Source organism: Rhodospirillales bacterium (assembly GCA_016710335.1).
In the GTDB taxonomy this organism is placed as follows: domain Bacteria; phylum Pseudomonadota; class Alphaproteobacteria; order Rhodospirillales; family Defluviicoccaceae; genus JADJXQ01.
In genome coordinates this window covers 120642-136066 of sequence record JADJXQ010000008.1, presented here as the reverse complement: position 1 = coordinate 136066, position 15425 = coordinate 120642, and the positions used below count along the sequence as shown (strand labels likewise).

The 15425-nt window shown below is 67.8% G+C and carries 13 protein-coding genes; 10 read left to right on the top strand and 3 right to left on the bottom strand.

Translation table 11 applies throughout. The annotated features are described in order from the left end of the window. A partial coding sequence (locus IPM60_13220) for a hypothetical protein (protein MBK8908822.1) occupies positions 1–510 on the top strand: 510 nt, incomplete at its 5' end. Positions 511–818: 308 nt separating this feature from the next. Here the strand turns inward: IPM60_13220 and IPM60_13215 are convergent. Beyond that, a complete protein-coding gene (locus IPM60_13215) occupies positions 819–956 on the bottom strand; it encodes a hypothetical protein (protein ID MBK8908821.1) in 138 nt (45 codons plus the stop codon). 1259 nt (positions 957–2215) lie between these two features. Here IPM60_13215 and IPM60_13210 point away from each other — a divergent pair. Then, positions 2216–2494, top strand: coding sequence for a hypothetical protein (locus IPM60_13210; protein ID MBK8908820.1), 279 nt, complete (start codon positions 2216–2218; stop codon positions 2492–2494). 282 nt (positions 2495–2776) lie between these two features. Next, positions 2777–2989, top strand: a complete 213-nt coding sequence (locus IPM60_13205) for a hypothetical protein (GenBank protein ID MBK8908819.1) — start codon at positions 2777–2779, stop codon at positions 2987–2989. Positions 2990–3038: 49 nt separating this feature from the next. Here the strand turns inward: IPM60_13205 and IPM60_13200 are convergent, their stop codons facing one another. Continuing rightward, positions 3039–3713: a hypothetical protein gene (locus IPM60_13200; GenBank protein MBK8908818.1), complete on the bottom strand. Its 675-nt coding sequence runs from the start codon at positions 3711–3713 to the stop codon at positions 3039–3041. 324 nt (positions 3714–4037) lie between these two features. On the opposite strand from IPM60_13200, the gene IPM60_13195 reads away from it, so the two are divergent. Next, positions 4038–4613 (top strand): hypothetical protein, encoded by a 576-nt coding sequence (locus IPM60_13195; GenBank protein ID MBK8908817.1) that lies wholly within the window; start codon positions 4038–4040, stop codon positions 4611–4613. Between the two features lie 1629 nt (positions 4614–6242). Next, positions 6243–6407 (top strand): CopG family transcriptional regulator, encoded by a 165-nt coding sequence (locus IPM60_13190; GenBank protein MBK8908816.1) that lies wholly within the window; start codon positions 6243–6245, stop codon positions 6405–6407. A 436-nt stretch (positions 6408–6843) separates the two neighbouring features. Here the strand turns inward: IPM60_13190 and tsaD are convergent, their stop codons facing one another. Continuing rightward, complete coding sequence (gene tsaD / locus IPM60_13185; GenBank protein ID MBK8908815.1) at positions 6844–7887, bottom strand: tRNA (adenosine(37)-N6)-threonylcarbamoyltransferase complex transferase subunit TsaD; 1044 nt, start codon at positions 7885–7887, stop codon at positions 6844–6846. A 106-nt stretch (positions 7888–7993) separates the two neighbouring features. Between tsaD and hemC the strand changes: the two genes are divergently transcribed. The 5 genes from hemC to IPM60_13160 all read left to right on the top strand — a co-directional run bounded on the left by hemC (position 7994) and on the right by IPM60_13160 (position 15403). Continuing rightward, entirely contained in the window at positions 7994–8926 is a 933-nt protein-coding gene (hemC, locus tag IPM60_13180) for a hydroxymethylbilane synthase (GenBank protein ID MBK8908814.1), read from the top strand. 2 nt (positions 8927–8928) lie between these two features. Further along, positions 8929–9648: a uroporphyrinogen-III synthase gene (locus IPM60_13175; GenBank protein MBK8908813.1), complete on the top strand. Its 720-nt coding sequence runs from the start codon at positions 8929–8931 to the stop codon at positions 9646–9648. Positions 9649–9790: 142 nt separating this feature from the next. Next, entirely contained in the window at positions 9791–13291 is a 3501-nt protein-coding gene (locus IPM60_13170; protein MBK8908812.1) for a hypothetical protein, read from the top strand. Between the two features lie 136 nt (positions 13292–13427). After that, positions 13428–14312, top strand: a complete 885-nt coding sequence (locus tag IPM60_13165; protein ID MBK8908811.1) for a prolipoprotein diacylglyceryl transferase — start codon at positions 13428–13430, stop codon at positions 14310–14312. Further along, positions 14195–15403, top strand: a complete 1209-nt coding sequence (locus IPM60_13160) for an SAM-dependent methyltransferase (protein ID MBK8908810.1) — start codon at positions 14195–14197, stop codon at positions 15401–15403. Before IPM60_13165 ends, IPM60_13160 begins: the two co-directional genes overlap by 118 nt. Positions 15404–15425: the final 22 nt, after the last annotated feature.

The following is a 15425-nucleotide window of genomic DNA, read 5'->3' as shown; positions in this document are numbered from 1 at the left end:
GCACCGTCGATGACCGACGCAGCCAAGGCCATAGAGCGGGCAGCCGCTTCCGCGCCGCACTTTGTAGCGCCGCTGCGGATGCTGCGAGACGGCGCAATCGGCGGCATTCTGTTCGCGCTGCCGGACAGGAGCCGCTTCTGGCCGCTGCCGGCGAAGCTGCCTGCACCGCCGCTTGCGATCGTCTGCGACGACTGGGACGCATCCCGCGGCCCGAAGGCGTTCAACCAGCGCTCGCTGCGCCGATTGCTCGCTGACGCCGGCAAGGTCGTTGTAGTGGCGTTCGCGGCGCATCCTGAGCCCTACGAGGCGGCGGCCCTGGCGGTTCCGCTGCTTGGCGCGCCGGCGGTCTTGATCGAGTGCCTGCCTGAGACGCAATGCGCATGGCTCGCGGTTGCGCGGAAGTACGGTCCGCCCTGCCCGCTCCTCGTGACCGTGCGCGACACGCCGTTGCCGGACCATGGCAAGTTCTTCGGCGATCTGCCCCCGTTGCCGCAGCCGGCGCTGCACTAAACGCGCCGCGGTGGTCCGAAAGTAGGCAGCACGTGATTACTAATGACGTGCTCCGCTGCCACAAATGCTTGCTTTTGCGCCGTTCTTGTGTCATTGTTCCCGGCATGTTCGGCATCCGGGTAACGCAGGGGTAACAATTGGCCACTGAAACGCACTTCCCTGGCGACCTCGCCCAACCGGCGGCGGGGCTGACGCGGTGGTCGAAAAAGAAGGAAGCCGTCGCCGGATCATCGGCGGGGCGTCCGGCGCCAGGTTGTGGTGCGCGCCGCCGGCTATGCGCCCGAAGCACGCCAAACACGGCCTATGCGTTACTGCACCGCGATCGTTGGGTAGTCGCTGAGCTCGATGTAAGCGAAAGCGAGGCGAGGCGCCGCCGGAACGCCGCCCCACTGGACTCCCTGATCGGCGATTTCGAACGCCTTGAGGGCGAGGCGATTTGTAAGCAAAACAGATGCGGGCCGCAATTAGGGCCCGCGAAGCCATCGGCTGCATGTGCGGACTGCCTCGACCGTGCTGAGGCGGCGCCGGCACCACGTCAACGGCGACGTGGTCATACCGCACGACGAGGCTGGCGCAGGCGCTCACCAAGTCCCGCGAGCAGACCGCGCATCCGGGATGTCGCCACTGGCAAGACCGCCGCGCCGCAGCAGCTCCGAATCTACTGGTCACCGCAATCAAGAAGTTCTACTTTGATCCGTTTGGGTTTCATTTAATTTACCTTCCTGTGGGGGCAGGAAGGCACGCCGCTGGCCGAGGACGCCGGGCCCGACGATTGGCAAGCGGCGATCCTGACGACGCCGGGCGAGGCCTGAGGGCCGCTGACGGCGCTTCAGAAGCCCAGGCCGTGCAGGTGGCGGTGTAACGAGCGGCCATGAGCGGCGGTAAGACCGCGCTCGTCGCCTGATCATCCTCTGGTCTGGCGAGCACCCGCCCGCACTCCGTCAGCCGTGGCGACCGCCAACACCGCCGTTCAAATTACATCGAAGACGGGCACGCGAGCTCTCGGGGCGGTATCTATTGTCGCCGAACCGCGAGTGGTTCGAGTGGATTCGGCGACGCGCTTCCACCTCAAGAGCGTGCCTGAGACTTGGGTGGCGCACGCCAAGCTTGAGCAGTGCGATTCTGCCGAGGCGTTCGCCGGCACCCACGACGCCCACGTGCTGATGGTCTTCGACGAAGCCCAACGTCGCAGACGAGGTCTGGGAAGTCGGATCGGGCGCGATGACCACGGCTGGCGCCGTTTGGCTGGCGGTCAGAACCTGACCGGCACCACCGGCTGGCGTCCGCGAGTGCTTCCGGGCGTTCAAGCATCGGTGGATCACCCGCACTGTCGACAGCCGCACCGCCAGAAAAGCCAATCAGCGCCAGATCGGTTGGAATGGATCGAGGATTACGGCGAGGATCTGACTTGTGCGTGTACAGCGTCCGCGGCGTCTTCCCCCGCGCCGGATCGAGCCAGTTCATCCCGAAGGATCTATGGGGATGAGGCCGCTGCCGCGAGCCGGTGCAGCAGGACTGCGAACCTGTACGCATCGGCGGACGTGGCGCGCCACGGCAACGCCCAGTCCGTCATCCCGCCTCGGCAGGGCGTCAACGACGTCAAGATCCCGCCCGCGGGCTGGATACGCAGCAGCTTGCCGCGCACGTGCCGGCGAGGCGATCATCGAAGATTCGCCGCAGACGGTCTTCGTCGATGGCGTTGGCGTTGGCGGCGGCGCGGTCGATCGCCCGGCGCGCCCTCGGCTTCCGGGCGGTGGACGTAAACGCCGGTGGTCAGGCCTGCTGGCAGGATCGCTTCCGCAACAAGCGCAGCGAAATGTGGTCGGATATGCGCGACTGGATCCGCACCGGCGGCTGCTTGCCGGCCGATGATCGCGAGCTTGCCGAGGATTTGTGCGGCCCTGAATACGGCTTCGATGCGCAAAACCGTGTGTTCCTCGAAAAGAAGCCGGACCTTGCCGCCTGCGGCGGTGCCGTCGCCTGACACCGCTGATGCGCTGGCGCTTACGTTCGCCGAGCCGGTAGCCCAGACTACTCCGCTATCGTGCTGCTCCTGACGTGGACGACGTGCCTGCTGATGCCCAACTGAAAGAGGCCCCATGCTTACCGACCTTACCGCCGCTGAACCGGCGCCACCACCGCCGCCGATCACCGGGCGACGCGGAGCTGTCTGCGATCCACGGAACGCCGCCGCCGCGGCTATGTTCGCGTACGCCGCGATCCACCGCACCGTGACCGGACCCAGCTCGCATCGGATAATCTGACCGTGCTGGACTCATCCGTAACCTACCTCGAAGCCGTCCGCGAGGTGGGGACCGAGATCAACGCCCACGCGTTGCCGTTCTTCCTGCCGCACGTCATGGCGCAGGTGGCTATAAACATCCGCGGCGCGCATCAGGGCTTTGCCTTCCGCGCTCCGTCTCGCGTTGGCGCGCATTCCATGGTGCGACGAGTTGGCGCTCAGCATCGCATCGCTTGAGGCGCTCGACTCCTGCGGCGGCGCTGGTCGTCAATCTGGGGCGCACCGACTACGTCGCGGCGGCGTCGTTCATGCCGCGTTGTGGAGCCGGTTCGACCCTGCCGGCAACGAGATCCAGCGCCCTCCTGCGGCCGTGAGCGTTGAGGCCGTGGCCGCCATCGTGGCTGGCATGCCGGAAGCCGAACGCCTCGATGCGGATCGGCGCGCCGTTGTGGCAAAAGTTGCGGCCTACGAACTCGATCGCCGCGCTGTCTACGGCAAGACCTTGCCTGGCGAGCGCTGCCCGCGAGATTGCTCGAGGCGTTGTTGCGCTGCTGGTCGAGATCAGCCGAACCGGCAGACGACGAACCGACGACCGAACCTGAACCCGCGCATCAACCGCGCAAGACCCGGAGCACGGAGCGATGAACACCGAACTGACTATCGCCGAGCGGATCGCCGACCTGAGCCGGCAGCTTGCCGAGATTGAGGCCGAGCGCAGGGGGAAGTCGAGGCGCTCCGCGACGCCACCGCCAGCGATATGGCGCTCGACGTTGACGGTGCTGCCGAACACTACGAAGAACTCCGCAAGCGGCTGGATCAGCTTTCGGGCCGCGCCTACGGCTTGCGTCTGGCATCGAAGCGCCTGGAAACCGAGCGTCGCGCGCAGGAACTGGCCGAGCGTCAGGCGCGGATCGAGGGCAAGAACGCGGAGATCGCTGCCTGTCGCCGAGTATAACGACAAGCTCGCCGATATGTGGGCGACGGTCGCGGAACTGGCTGACGTCGCAGGCCATCCGCGACGTCTGGCAACAGGTGCAGGGGTTGCGGCGTTCCGAAGGCGAGAACGCGACGCCGCGGGATTTGCTCGGCGGATTTGACCGCTATTACCGCCATCCCGTGCTGCAGGCGCTCCGGGCTCATCTATGGGGCTTGGCCGTCACCGACGAGGTGCTTGGCCGTCCAGGCTCCGACAGGACGGGGAGGCGCATGAACTGCGGCCTGCCGAAGCCAGCAAGCTGCGCATCCCGATGCCGACCGGCGACAATGAGCCGCTGGAGGCCGCATAATGTTCAGGTACAGGGATAGCGCGAGGACCGCGGCGGATGCCGATGCCGAGTTGCGGCGGGCATGGGGTGCCGACTACGAAGCCAAGCTGAAGGTGGCAGCCAGCGCGATCAAGCGGCGTCCACGTGCGGCCGAGCGCTTCCTTGAGGACGGCTCGCTGGTCGCGGTTCCTGATCGACCGGGCGTCTATGAAGTGCGCAGGCGACCGGCGCGGCGGAGGCTCTCTACAGGGCGGGCTCAACCCGCCCGAGCACGACTGATGGCGCTTCGGAGCGGGTTCAACGCCGCCCGTCAGCTAGTGCCGCGCGGCGTGTCCGATATGTCTTCGACGTTGCCGGCGGTTCTCACCGGCGCACGGCGTCCGCCTGCGATCAACAAGCCGCTGATGCCGTCTCCGGTTGTCCCGCCCGCGGTTGCGGTCGTTGCGCCCCGTGTTCCGATGCCGATGCCGTCGCCGGTCATGGACCTGATCCGCCCGAAGGTGGAGGAGGCGAAGCCTGCCGAGCAAGGCCGCCCCGGCGTCATGTCCGGCCTTGGCCAGTATGGCGCGAAGTACACCCGCCGGTATGGAGGCTGATGTGTACGACCTGGTGATTGCCACCGCGCCGCTGGTCGATGCGCGATCGAGCTTGTCCGCCCGGCGCGAGTTGCCGGTTTCGTCGTCCTGCCAACGAGGTGACTGGCCGTGTCGCCTCGGTCTTGCGGTCATGGAGGCACAGGCACCTGACGCGACGTTCGCGGTGCTGCACGATGGCGAGGTTCGTTCGGCTATAGGGCCTGCTGCCGGGTGCTGCAGGCTCCGGCCTACGGCCCGTTGTATGTGCCTGATGGCCTGCGCTGGCAGGGTGTCGGAGCGGTGGTGACGGCTGCGTTGTTCGGCATCGCCGACGAACTCGGGCTGGCGCCCTGGGCGGCAATCCGACGACCGAGGAGCAGTAACTGTTCACCAAGGCCATGGGCATGACCGAGAGCGGCGTTGAGTTGCCGGATCGCGGGGCCGATTATGTTGTCAAAGCCGTCGTTCATCGCTGAGCGATGCGCAGGTTGCCGAGGGCTGCTTCTACCGGATCGTCCAGCAAGTGGTATCTGGAGCGGTTGAAGAGCCTTATTCCCGCCGGAGGGATGGCGGTCCGAACGCGCATGACCTGCTGACAGCCGATGGCGGGCAGGAACGGCCGCTATTGCTCCGACGGCTGCGAGACGCGCTTGCTGACGCGGTGCTGCGGGTGGATAAACCGTGAGAACCTGCGACCGCCGTCCGGCATGAGCACCGACGACGCGGCGCTTGCCGTCGAGGTGATGTGTGGTCGAACGCAAGATGCGGTGACGGGGACGGGAGCATGAGCGCCCGCGAGCGCAATAAGGGCGCGGGCGTTCGAGCGCGAGGTATGCCGGCTGTTGTCGGAGCACTTCGGCGAGCTGGTGTCAGGTGCCCCGATCAATCCGCGACGCCGGCGCTGATATCCATGTCCGCGGATGGTCTATCGAGGCGTAGCGCCGAGCGGGTTGCCGGCCCCTATGACTGGCTGGTTCAGCCGGGATGGTACACTTCGAGACGCCGGGTCGTGGTTCTCTCGCGCGGACTGGAAGCCGGCGCTGGTGGTGATGGCGCTGGACGACTGGCTTGATGCGATGGGTGGTACGCACTGATGAGCGTCGATGGTTCGCGCCGTCGCGGGTCGCGGAACGATGACGCCGTACGGCTACCGGCCCGAGAATGCCGACTGGGTTGATGAACTCACCATCACCGAGAATGGCGTCCGGGTCGCGGGAAAAACCTCTGTCTGTGCTATCCGGCGGCGTTGTTGTCGCTGTCGGGGCATCCGCGTGCGTCCGCCGCCGCCGTTGTGTCCAGAATGAATTCTGCTGCGACCGTTCCGACGATCCGCGTGGGGTGTCGCTGAAGATTCTTTGAGATCGGTATTGCGTAGCCGTGCGCCGGATGGCCCGCGGGCTATCCGGCGATGTCATCGACTGCCCATGCTGGGCGTACCGTATGGGTCGCAACCCGCACAACCCGAGACGCGGCGTGAACCCGTTCGACAACCTTGTCGCTGCCCGAAAAGGTCCGCCGGGGCCGGGGGCTTGGTGAACCCCGGCGGGAAGGTTTCGAGGAGGTTCAACGCCAAACAATGTGCAACATCGTGGCGCATTGCGCAACACATTCTTGCTTTGCATAGCGCTCCGGCCGTTGCAACTTGCGGCTATGGGCAAGAAGGCGCAGACCATCGGTGTTCGGCTCGACGACGAGATGCTGGCCGCGCTACAGCGGCTGGCTGATGCCGAGGGCGAGCCCATGGCGGTGATTATCCGGCGAGCATTGCGACAGTATCTTGCCGCCTGCGAGCAAGCGGGCAGGCAACCGGATTGATCCGCCCCTCGCCGCCCCTGCGGGCTGACGCGGCGCAGGCTTCGGGGCAAGCGGCCCGCCACCTTCGACGACCCCGACATTGACCGCCGCCGGTTCCGGAGTGGCGAGCTGCGGGATGCGCCTTATTACCCCGGTTGTTACCCTGAAGCGTTTTGCTTCCGCCGCTGCCGCCTTTGTTTGCCCTAAAGCTCTGATTTTATTGGCGCGCCCGGTAGATCTGAACCTGCGACCCCAGGATTAGGAATCCTGTGCTCTATCCTCTGAGCTACGGGCGCTCATCCGAGCGCGAGACTATCATACGGCAGCCGCGGCTGTCATGACGCGGTGCGTTGCGTGAGGCAAACCATGCGCCGGTTTGATGCGCTTCGTGCTCGCCGCAATTTATCAGAGGCGCCCTTGACGACATCGACGCAGCGCGTCGGATACGCTTGCGGCGCTACGCCTTGACGCCGGCGAAAGCGACCGGCGGAGCGTTGGGGTCGAGGGGCCAGCGGGGGCGCGGCGCGATGTCGAGGGAGTCGATCAGACCGAGGCGCAGGCGCTCCAGCCCCGCCCAAGCGATCATCGTGCCGTTGTCGGTGCAGAGACGGAGCGGTGGCACCACGAGGCGGATGCCCGTCCTGGACGCGAGGTGCTGGAGTTGGCGGCGCAGCTCCGTGTTGGCGGCGACGCCGCCTGCGATGACCAGGGTCTGCGCGCCGGACGCGCGCACCGCACGCGATGTGCGATCGACGACGGCGTCTGCGGCCGCAGCCTGAAACGACGCACACAGGTCGGCCACGTCGCAATCCTGCAGCGGCTCTGCCGGCAGCGCATTGACTGTGTGGATGACGGCGGTTTTCAGCCCGGAAAACGAGAAGTGGCAGTGGGGGCGCCCCTTCATCGGCCGCGGCAGCGGGAACCGATCGGGATCTCCGGCGCGCGCGGCCTGCTCCACTGCCGGGCCGCCGGGATAGCCCAGGCCCAGCACCCGTGCCACCTTGTCGAAAGCCTCGCCCAAGGCGTCGTCCAAGGTCGTGCCCAGACGCCGATAGCGCCCGACGTCCTCGACCGTCAGCAACTGGCAGTGCCCGCCGGACACCAGCAGCAACAGGTAGGGGAACCTGAGATCGTCGGTCAGCCGCGCCGTGAGCGCGTGGCCTTCCAGATGATTAACGGCGAGAAACGGCAGGTTGTGCACGGCGGCGATAGCCTTGGCCGTCATTACGCCGACGATCAGCCCGCCCATCAGTCCGGGACCGGCCGTGGCTGCGACACCGTCCAAATGCGCGAAGCCGAGGCCGGCCTCGGCCATGGTGTCGCGGATCAGGCCATCGAGAACGTCGAGATGGGCCCGCGCGGCAACTTCCGGCACGACGCCGCCGAACGGCCGGTGGGACTCGATCTGCGAATGGATGCGCTCCGAGAGGATCCGGCGGTCGGCCGCAACCACCGCCACCGCCGTCTCGTCGCAACTGGTCTCGATGCCAAGGACGATCATCGCGGATTTGACGGATGCGCCGCGGCCATTGTCGGATGCGGCATGTTCGGGGCAGGATGGGCCGGCACGAACTTCACACGATCTTCAAAAGTGGACATCAACACTCATGGCCTTGCCAGCATTGCGCATCGGGACGCGCGGCAGTCCCCTCGCGTTGGCTCAGACCGAAGCCGTGCGCGCCGCACTGGCGCGCTGCGATCCGGAGTTGGCGGCGCATGCCGCAGTGGCCGTGGTGGTGATCACCACCAGCGGCGATCGCATCCTCGACCGCGCGCTCGCGGATGTGGGCGGCAAGGGGCTGTTCACCAAGGAGATCGACGACGCCTTGCTGGCCGGCACCATCGACCTCGCTGTTCATTCGGTCAAGGACTTGCCGACACGAATGCCAGGCGGGATCCGCTTCGTCTGCACGCTGCCGCGGGAAGATCCGCGCGATGCCTTGATCGCGCCCGCCCATGGCGATCTGTCGCGAGTGCCGCCGGGGGCCGTCGTCGGCACCGCCTCGTTGCGCCGCCAGGCGCAGATCCTGCACCGCCGCCCGGATCTCAAGGTGGTCACTTTCCGCGGCAATGTGCAGACTCGGCTCCGCAAACTGGTGGCCGGCGACGTCGACGCTACGCTGTTGGCCCTGGCCGGGCTCAAGCGGCTCGGCATGGCCGACGCGGCGACGGCCGTGATGTCCGACGACGACATGCTGCCGGCGGTCGGTCAGGGCGCCATCGGCATCACCTGCCGTGCCGACGATACGCCGACCCTGCTGCGCCTCGCCGAACTCAACCACCCGCCGACCTTCACGACGGTCGATGCCGAGCGGGCGATGCTGGCGGCGCTGGACGGTTCGTGCCGTACGCCGATCGCCGGACTGGCCACCCTCGGCGGCGACGGCGGAGACGACCTGCACCTTCGCGGCCTTGTGGCGCGGCCGGACGGCAGTTGCGTGATCGAAGCGGAACGGCGCGGTTCCGGTCACGAAGCGGCGGCGCTGGGCGATGAGCTTGGCGCCGAATTGCGCCGGCGCGCCGGACCCGGGTTCTTGTGACCATGCGCCTGATGATCACCCGGCCGGAAGCGGACGCCGGGCCACTCGCCGATGCCCTCGCCGGGATGGGGGTGGAGTCGATCGTCGAGCCGATGCTGCGCATTGTCATGCTTGACGGCCCGCCGCCAACGCTGGACGGCGTGCAGGCGCTGCTTGTCACCAGCGCCAATGGCGTTCGTGCCCTCGCGCGGCGGGCGCCGCCGCAGACGATGCCGGTATTCGCGGTTGGCGACGCGACCGCCCAGGCGGCCCGCGATGTTGGGTTTACGACTGTCGATGCTGCCGGCGGCGACGTGGAATCTTTGGCCGAACTGATACGCCGCCGCCTCGATCCATCAGGCGGCGCGCTGCTGCACGTGGCGTCCAGCACGGTTGCCGGCGATCTCGGCGGGGCGCTGCAGCCCGCCGGATTTACGTACCGGCGCGCGGTGCTGTATGACGCAAGGCCTACAGAACGTATGTCCGAAGCGGGCGAAAGGGCGCTGCGCGACGGCGGACTGCAGGGCGTGCTGCTGTATTCGCCGCGCACCGCCCGGATCTTCGGCCGCATCGTTGAAAGATCTGGTCTTGCGGACCGCTGCAGCAGGCTCACCGCATTCTGCCTCAGCTCCGCGGTCGCGGCGTCCGCGGCGGCGCTGAAATGGCGCCGTCTGACGACAGCCGGTCGCCCGGACCAGCCGTCGATGATCGCGTTGATTGAAGCGGAACGCTCCTGCGGCTGAGGCACGAGGTCGCACCGTCCAGCGGTGGGAGGTCGCACCGTCCAGCGGTGATAAGCAAGTTTTGTCTCCACACAACCGTCTGTTCCTTGGTATTGTGCGCGCAGAAGACGTAATCCGGGGCAACGAGCCAAAGGGGCGGGGGATGACTGACGACACACCCAAGAAGGATGCGCGACCCGAGCGGGGTGTGAAGCCCGAGGCCAGGGACCCGGCGCCGAGGCCGACGGAAGACTCGGCGGGAGAGAAGAAGCCGACACAAGAGGCGGCGGGAGAGCCGAGGCCGATCGACGAGCCGGCGGCGGGAGAACAGCCTGCAGCGCTCGACCCACCCGTTGTGCAACCCGAGGCTGGTCAACCGACTGGCGAGAGCGGCAAGAGCGGCGCGCCTCCTGCTGATGACACGCCTCCCGCGAGCGAGCCCGTGGCACCGGGTGACGTGCCGCCTGTTGAGGATAGGGCGGCAGCGGATGCTTCGAAACAGGTCGGAGGCGACGATCCGGTTGTTCGCAAGCCGGTCACGACCACACGTGTGCCGTCCACCAAGGGCGGTGCGGCGGCGGCCGCCGGAGGTTCGGCGGGCTCCGCTAGACGCGAGCGTGCTGCCGTTCGACCTCCCGAGGACACGCAGCCGGATGGAGGCGCTGCGTCCTCGGGCGCTCCGGCCGGGCCCGAGCGGGGGTCGCCGCCGACGAACGAGCGGGGGTCGCCGCCGACGAAGAAGGGACGCGGTTGCCTCGGCACGCTTTTCTGGTTGTTGGTCGTTCTTCTGGTCGTTGCCGTCGGCGCATACCTTACGTTCCCACGGTGGCAGGCGGCGCTGCCTCCCGATCTTCGCAACCAAGCGAACGATCTCCACGCGTCCATCAGCGGTAGCGTCGCCGGCTTGACCGGGTCGACCACCACCAGCGAGGAGGCTCCTCCCGCCGAACCCGCTGAAGCACCGGCCGCACCCACGACGTTCGGCCGCGAGGCGCCGCCGGAACCGGGCGTACCGCCCGCGGACGAGCCAGCGCCTCCTGCATCGACCGCAGACGCAGAACCATCGCCGGCCGTTGAACCATCCCGGGAGCCAACCGACTCACAACAGGTCGCTTCGCCGGAAGAGACGCAACAGGCGCCGGCTGAGCAAGCGGCGGATACTGTCGGCGCGCCGGCGCCCGCCGACCAGACGCCGACGGAACAGGCGGCGGAGGAGCAGGACGCTGCGGAACAGGCGGCCGCGGAGCAGGCTGCCGCGGAGCAGGCCGGCGCGGCGCCGTCGGCTGAAGCCGGCCAGTCCGCTCCGCAACAGGAGCCTGCGTCCGATGAGGTTACCCAGGAGCCGGAAACGGGCAGCGTGGAGCAGCAACGGGGCATGTCGGCAACCGAGGCGCTTCCGCAACTCGACGCGCTCGCGAGCCGGATCAATTCGCTCGAACAGGCGATTGCGGAGCGCGCCGCTGCCGAAACCCTCGGCCAGTCCGGTGAGGAGCTGGCAGCTTTGCAGGCCGAAGCCCAAGACTTGGCGCGACTGGTCTCCAGCGTCACCGACCGTCTCGGTTCGCTTGAGAGCGAACTGAACGCGGTGCGCTCGGCCGCCGAGGCGGCGCAGCAGCAGCACGCGACGCTGTCGCCGGAGGTGTCGGGCCGGCTCGATCAGCTGGAATCGCAAGTATCCCAGACAACTGTCCTCGTGGAGCAGGTCGGTGTCATCGAGGGTCTGCAGAAGGAGATGCAAGGGGTCGAGCAGCGGCTTCAGGGGGTTCCCGCTCTCGAGCAGCGATTGGCAGCGCTGGAAGCGTCTTCCCGCGAAGCCGAACAGAAGGCCGCCCGCGCCACCGCCACGGCGGTCGCTTTGAGCGGACTCAATCAAGCGCTCGATGGATCGAATCCGTTCGCGGATGAACTGGAAGCGCTGAAGCAGGCGGTGCCCGACGACGCCGAGTTGGGTGAGGCTCTGGCGGCGCTGGAGCCTTACGCTGACAGCGGTATTCCCACCGCCGCCGACCTCTACCGCCGGTTCTCCGATGTTTCGGAGGCCGTGGTTCGGGCGGACACGCGCGTGGAGGACGACGGGTGGCAATCGCGGGTGATGAACCGCCTGCAATCGCTGGTTTCCATCCGCCGCACCGGCGAGGCCGCCGCGCAGGGGGGCGGCGTCGACGCCGTCTTGTCCCGTGCCGAGCGAAGCCTAACGGAGGGCGATCTCAAGGGCGCTGTCACGGCGCTGGAGGGGCTGCAGGGGGCGCCCGGCGAGGCCGCGGCGGAGTGGATAGCCGATGCACGGGCGCGGGTGACCGCGGGCGACGTCATGGAGCGCGTGCAGGTGCGCGTCATCTCGCTGCTGTCGACAACGGGGGCTGAGACGATGATCCGCTGGATCCTTGCTTTTATTATCATCGGCGCCATCGCCTTGCTGGCGTGGTGGCTCGTAGGCAACCCCGGAACAGCTTCGTTCGAGTGGATGGGCTATCAGGTCGAGACTTCGGTCTCCGTCGTCTTGGCGTTCATCATCCTGTTGGTGATCGTCGCGGCCCTTCTGTACCGCATCTGGTGGTCGCTGATGCGGATGCCGCGGCGGTTGTGGCGCAGTCACCAGGCGCGGCGACGCCGCAAGGGTGAGAAGGCCCTCAGCCGCGGTCTGGTCGCCGTGGCCGCCGGCGATGCCAGCGCCGCCCATCGGCAGGCGCAGCGGGCGAGCGCGCGCATCGAGGATGCGTCTCTGACCTTGCTGCTGTCGGCGCAGGCGGCGCAGTTGGAAGGTGACGAGCAGGCCGCGGGTCGCTACTTCGCCGCGATGACGGAGCGCCGCGACACAGAATTCCTTGGCGTTCGCGGACTGTTGAGCCAAGCCATGCGGCGCGAGGACTGGGACGAGTCGCTGAAGCTGGCGCGTCGCGCCTATCGCCTCAATCCGCGCAGCGAGTGGGTGGTCAAGACCTTGTATGATCTGCAGAAGCGCACCGGCCGCTGGCACGACGCGCAGATCACCCTCAACGAGTCGCGTCGCCTCAAGCTGATCCCTCCGGAAGTGGCCGAGCGGCAGCACGCCGAGATCCATTATCAATTGAGCCAACAGGCAAGCGGCCCGGAAGCAATAAAGTTGGCGCGCAAGGCCTATCAAATGGATCCATCTCTGTCGTCCGCGGCATTGCGCTGGGTAGACCTGCTCATGGCCGAGGGTCGCCAGGGCAAGGCCGCCAAGGTCCTGGAGGGCGCGTGGCAAGACCATCCGGATCCCGTATTGGCCGACCGATATCGCAAGGCGCGCCAAGCCGACAGCGCGGATGCATGGCTGGCCGCCGCCAAACGGCTGGCGGCGCGGAGGCCCCAGCACCTCGAAAGCCGCCTCCTGATCGCGACTGCCGCGCTGGAGGCAAAGCAATGGAGTGACGCCCGGGCGCAGTTGGAGCCGGTGGCGGACGACAAGGCGCCGCCACGAGTGTGCCGCCTGATGGCGCGGCTGGAGGAGGGTGAGCACGGGGATCTGGCCCGCGCCCGCGAATGGCTGATGCGGGCCAGCGCCGGCGAGGAGCAGCAAACCCTGCTGCCGCCGTCGAATCGGGATCAGGACGCCGCGGCGCCGCCGCCGCGGTTGGCACCGGATCCAACCGCTCCCGACGCGGCGGCGCCCGCTCCCCAATCCGCGGCCGCGGCTTCGTAACGCCGCGCGCTCGGTTCTACCAGCAACCCGTACGTCGGGTCAGGACGTCAGGACCGGGCTGGACTCCAACGGCCGCTACCGATAGGAGAGGGCGGATGGTTGTCAGCCAAGCCGCCCCTCCGCCGAGGTCCCGCCGATGCTGCCCGTGTTGCCCTATCCGATCATCGATCCCGTAGCGGTCGACTTCGGAACCATCGAGATCGGCAGCTTCGTCCTGCCGATCGCCATCCGCTGGTATGCATTGGCGTACATCGTCAGCATCCTGCTCGGCTGGCGCATCGTTCGCCGGCTAGCCAAGGCGCCGCCGCGGGCGGTACCGCCACACGCGTTCGATGACTTTATCGTCTGGGCGACGGTCGGCATCATCCTCGGCGGCCGGATCGGCTTCGTTCTGTTTGCGCTGATCTTCTACGAAGGCGGGCCGTACCGGGCCGATCCACTGGCGATGTTGGCGATCTGGCAGGGGGGAATGGCGTTCCACGGCGGCCTGATCGGGGTGATCATCGCCGCTTTGCTGTTCTGCCGCCACGGAAAGCTGCCGTTCCTCGCGTTCACCGATCTGCTCGCCTGCGTCACGCCCGTCGGCCTGTTGTTCGGCCGCCTCGCCAATTTCATCAACGGCGAGCTCTACGGACGCGCGACCGACGTGCCGTGGGCGATGGTGTTCCCCCACGGCGGGCCGGAGCCGCGCCATCCCAGCCAGCTCTACGAGGCCGGCCTCGAGGGCGCGGCGTTGCTGGTGATCCTGTTGCTGCTGTGGCGCAGCGAAGCGGTGCGGCGGCGCTTCGGCGTGTTGTCGGGGACGTTCCTGATCGGCTACGGTGTGTTTCGCGCCTTCGTGGAAATGTTTCGGGACGCCGACCCTGGTGTCGGCTTCCTCCTTGCCGGCACCACCACCGGCCAATGGTTCAGCGTGCCGATGGTGCTGTTCGGGCTCTATCTGATCATCCGCGCCCGGGCGCAACCGGCGCCGCCGGAAGACGCGGCGCCGGCAAAGGAGCGGCGGCAGGGCGCGCAGTGACGCCGCTTCCCGGCCTGATCCGCCGCCGCATCCGGGACCGCGGGCCGATCACCATCGCCGAATACATGGAGCTGGCACTCTTTCATCCCCGCCACGGCTATTACCGGCGCGGCGATGTCTTCGGCCGCCAGGGCGATTTCATCACCGCCCCCGAGGTGTCGCAGATGTTCGGCGAACTGATCGGGATATGTTGCGCGCTGGTGTGGCAGAGCATGGGCGCGCCGGCCGAAGTGATTGTCTGCGAAATCGGGCCGGGCCGCGGCACCCTGATGGTCGACGCGCTGCGCGCCGCGATGCGCACCACGCCGGCGTTCGCGGCCGCCGCCCGCGTGCATCTGGTTGAAACGAGTCCGGCTCTGAGAGCTACGCAGCGGAAGGCGCTGAGCCACAGCGTGCCCGAGCGCCGGTGCTGTTGGCACGAGAGCTTCGCTTCGGTTCCTGACGGTCCCATCCTGATTGTCGCAAACGAACTGTTCGACGCCCTGCCCATCTGCCAGTATGTGCGCCGCGCCGAGGGCTGGTTCGAACGGCGGGTCGGGCTCGATGCCTCCGGCCGGGAACTGGCATTCATCGAGAACGTCGCGTCCCCGCCGCCGTTACCGCCGGCGCTGGCGGCGGCTGCTCCCGGGCAGATCGTAGAGCTCTCCCCCGCCCGCTCTGCGCTCGCCGCCGAGGTCGGCGTCCGCGTCGCCGTGTGCGGCGGCGCCGCCCTGATCATCGATTATGGCCACCCGGCATCCGCCCCCGGCGACACCCTGCAGGCCGTGCGCCGCCACGCCTTCCATGACGTGCTCGAGCGGCCCGGCGAGGCGGATCTGACGGCGCATGTGGATTTCGCGGCGCTGGCAACGGCGGCCGGCGCCGCCGGCGCGCGCATCCATGGCCCGGTGGATCAAGGCGCGTTCCTGCAACGCCTCGGCATCGAGAGCAGGGCCCGAGCCCTGGCGGCGTCGGCGACACCCGAGCAGCGTCGGGACGTGGCGGCGGCACTGCACCGCCTCGTGCATCCCGACGCGATGGGGTCGCTGTTCAAAGCTTTGGTCATCGCCCATGCGGATCTTCCGGTGCCTCCCGGCTTCACGATCGCGTGAGCAAACGGGCGAGGGGAGCGCT

What these genes read in the sequence shown, in the direction of transcription:
- IPM60_13195 (MBK8908817.1), top strand. Translation starts at nt 4,038, where the DNA reads ATGTTCAGGTACAGGGATAGCGCGAGGACCGCGGCGGATGCCGATGCC.
- IPM60_13190 (MBK8908816.1), top strand. Translation starts at nt 6,243, where the DNA reads ATGGGCAAGAAGGCGCAGACCATCGGTGTTCGGCTCGACGACGAGATG.
- tsaD (MBK8908815.1), bottom strand. Translation starts at nt 7,887, where the DNA reads ATGATCGTCCTTGGCATCGAGACCAGTTGCGACGAGACGGCGGTGGCG.
- hemC (MBK8908814.1), top strand. Translation starts at nt 7,994, where the DNA reads ATGGCCTTGCCAGCATTGCGCATCGGGACGCGCGGCAGTCCCCTCGCG.
- IPM60_13175 (MBK8908813.1), top strand. Translation starts at nt 8,929, where the DNA reads ATGCGCCTGATGATCACCCGGCCGGAAGCGGACGCCGGGCCACTCGCC.
- IPM60_13170 (MBK8908812.1), top strand. Translation starts at nt 9,791, where the DNA reads ATGACTGACGACACACCCAAGAAGGATGCGCGACCCGAGCGGGGTGTG.
- IPM60_13165 (MBK8908811.1), top strand. Translation starts at nt 13,428, where the DNA reads ATGCTGCCCGTGTTGCCCTATCCGATCATCGATCCCGTAGCGGTCGAC.
- IPM60_13160 (MBK8908810.1), top strand. Translation starts at nt 14,195, where the DNA reads ATGGTTCAGCGTGCCGATGGTGCTGTTCGGGCTCTATCTGATCATCCG.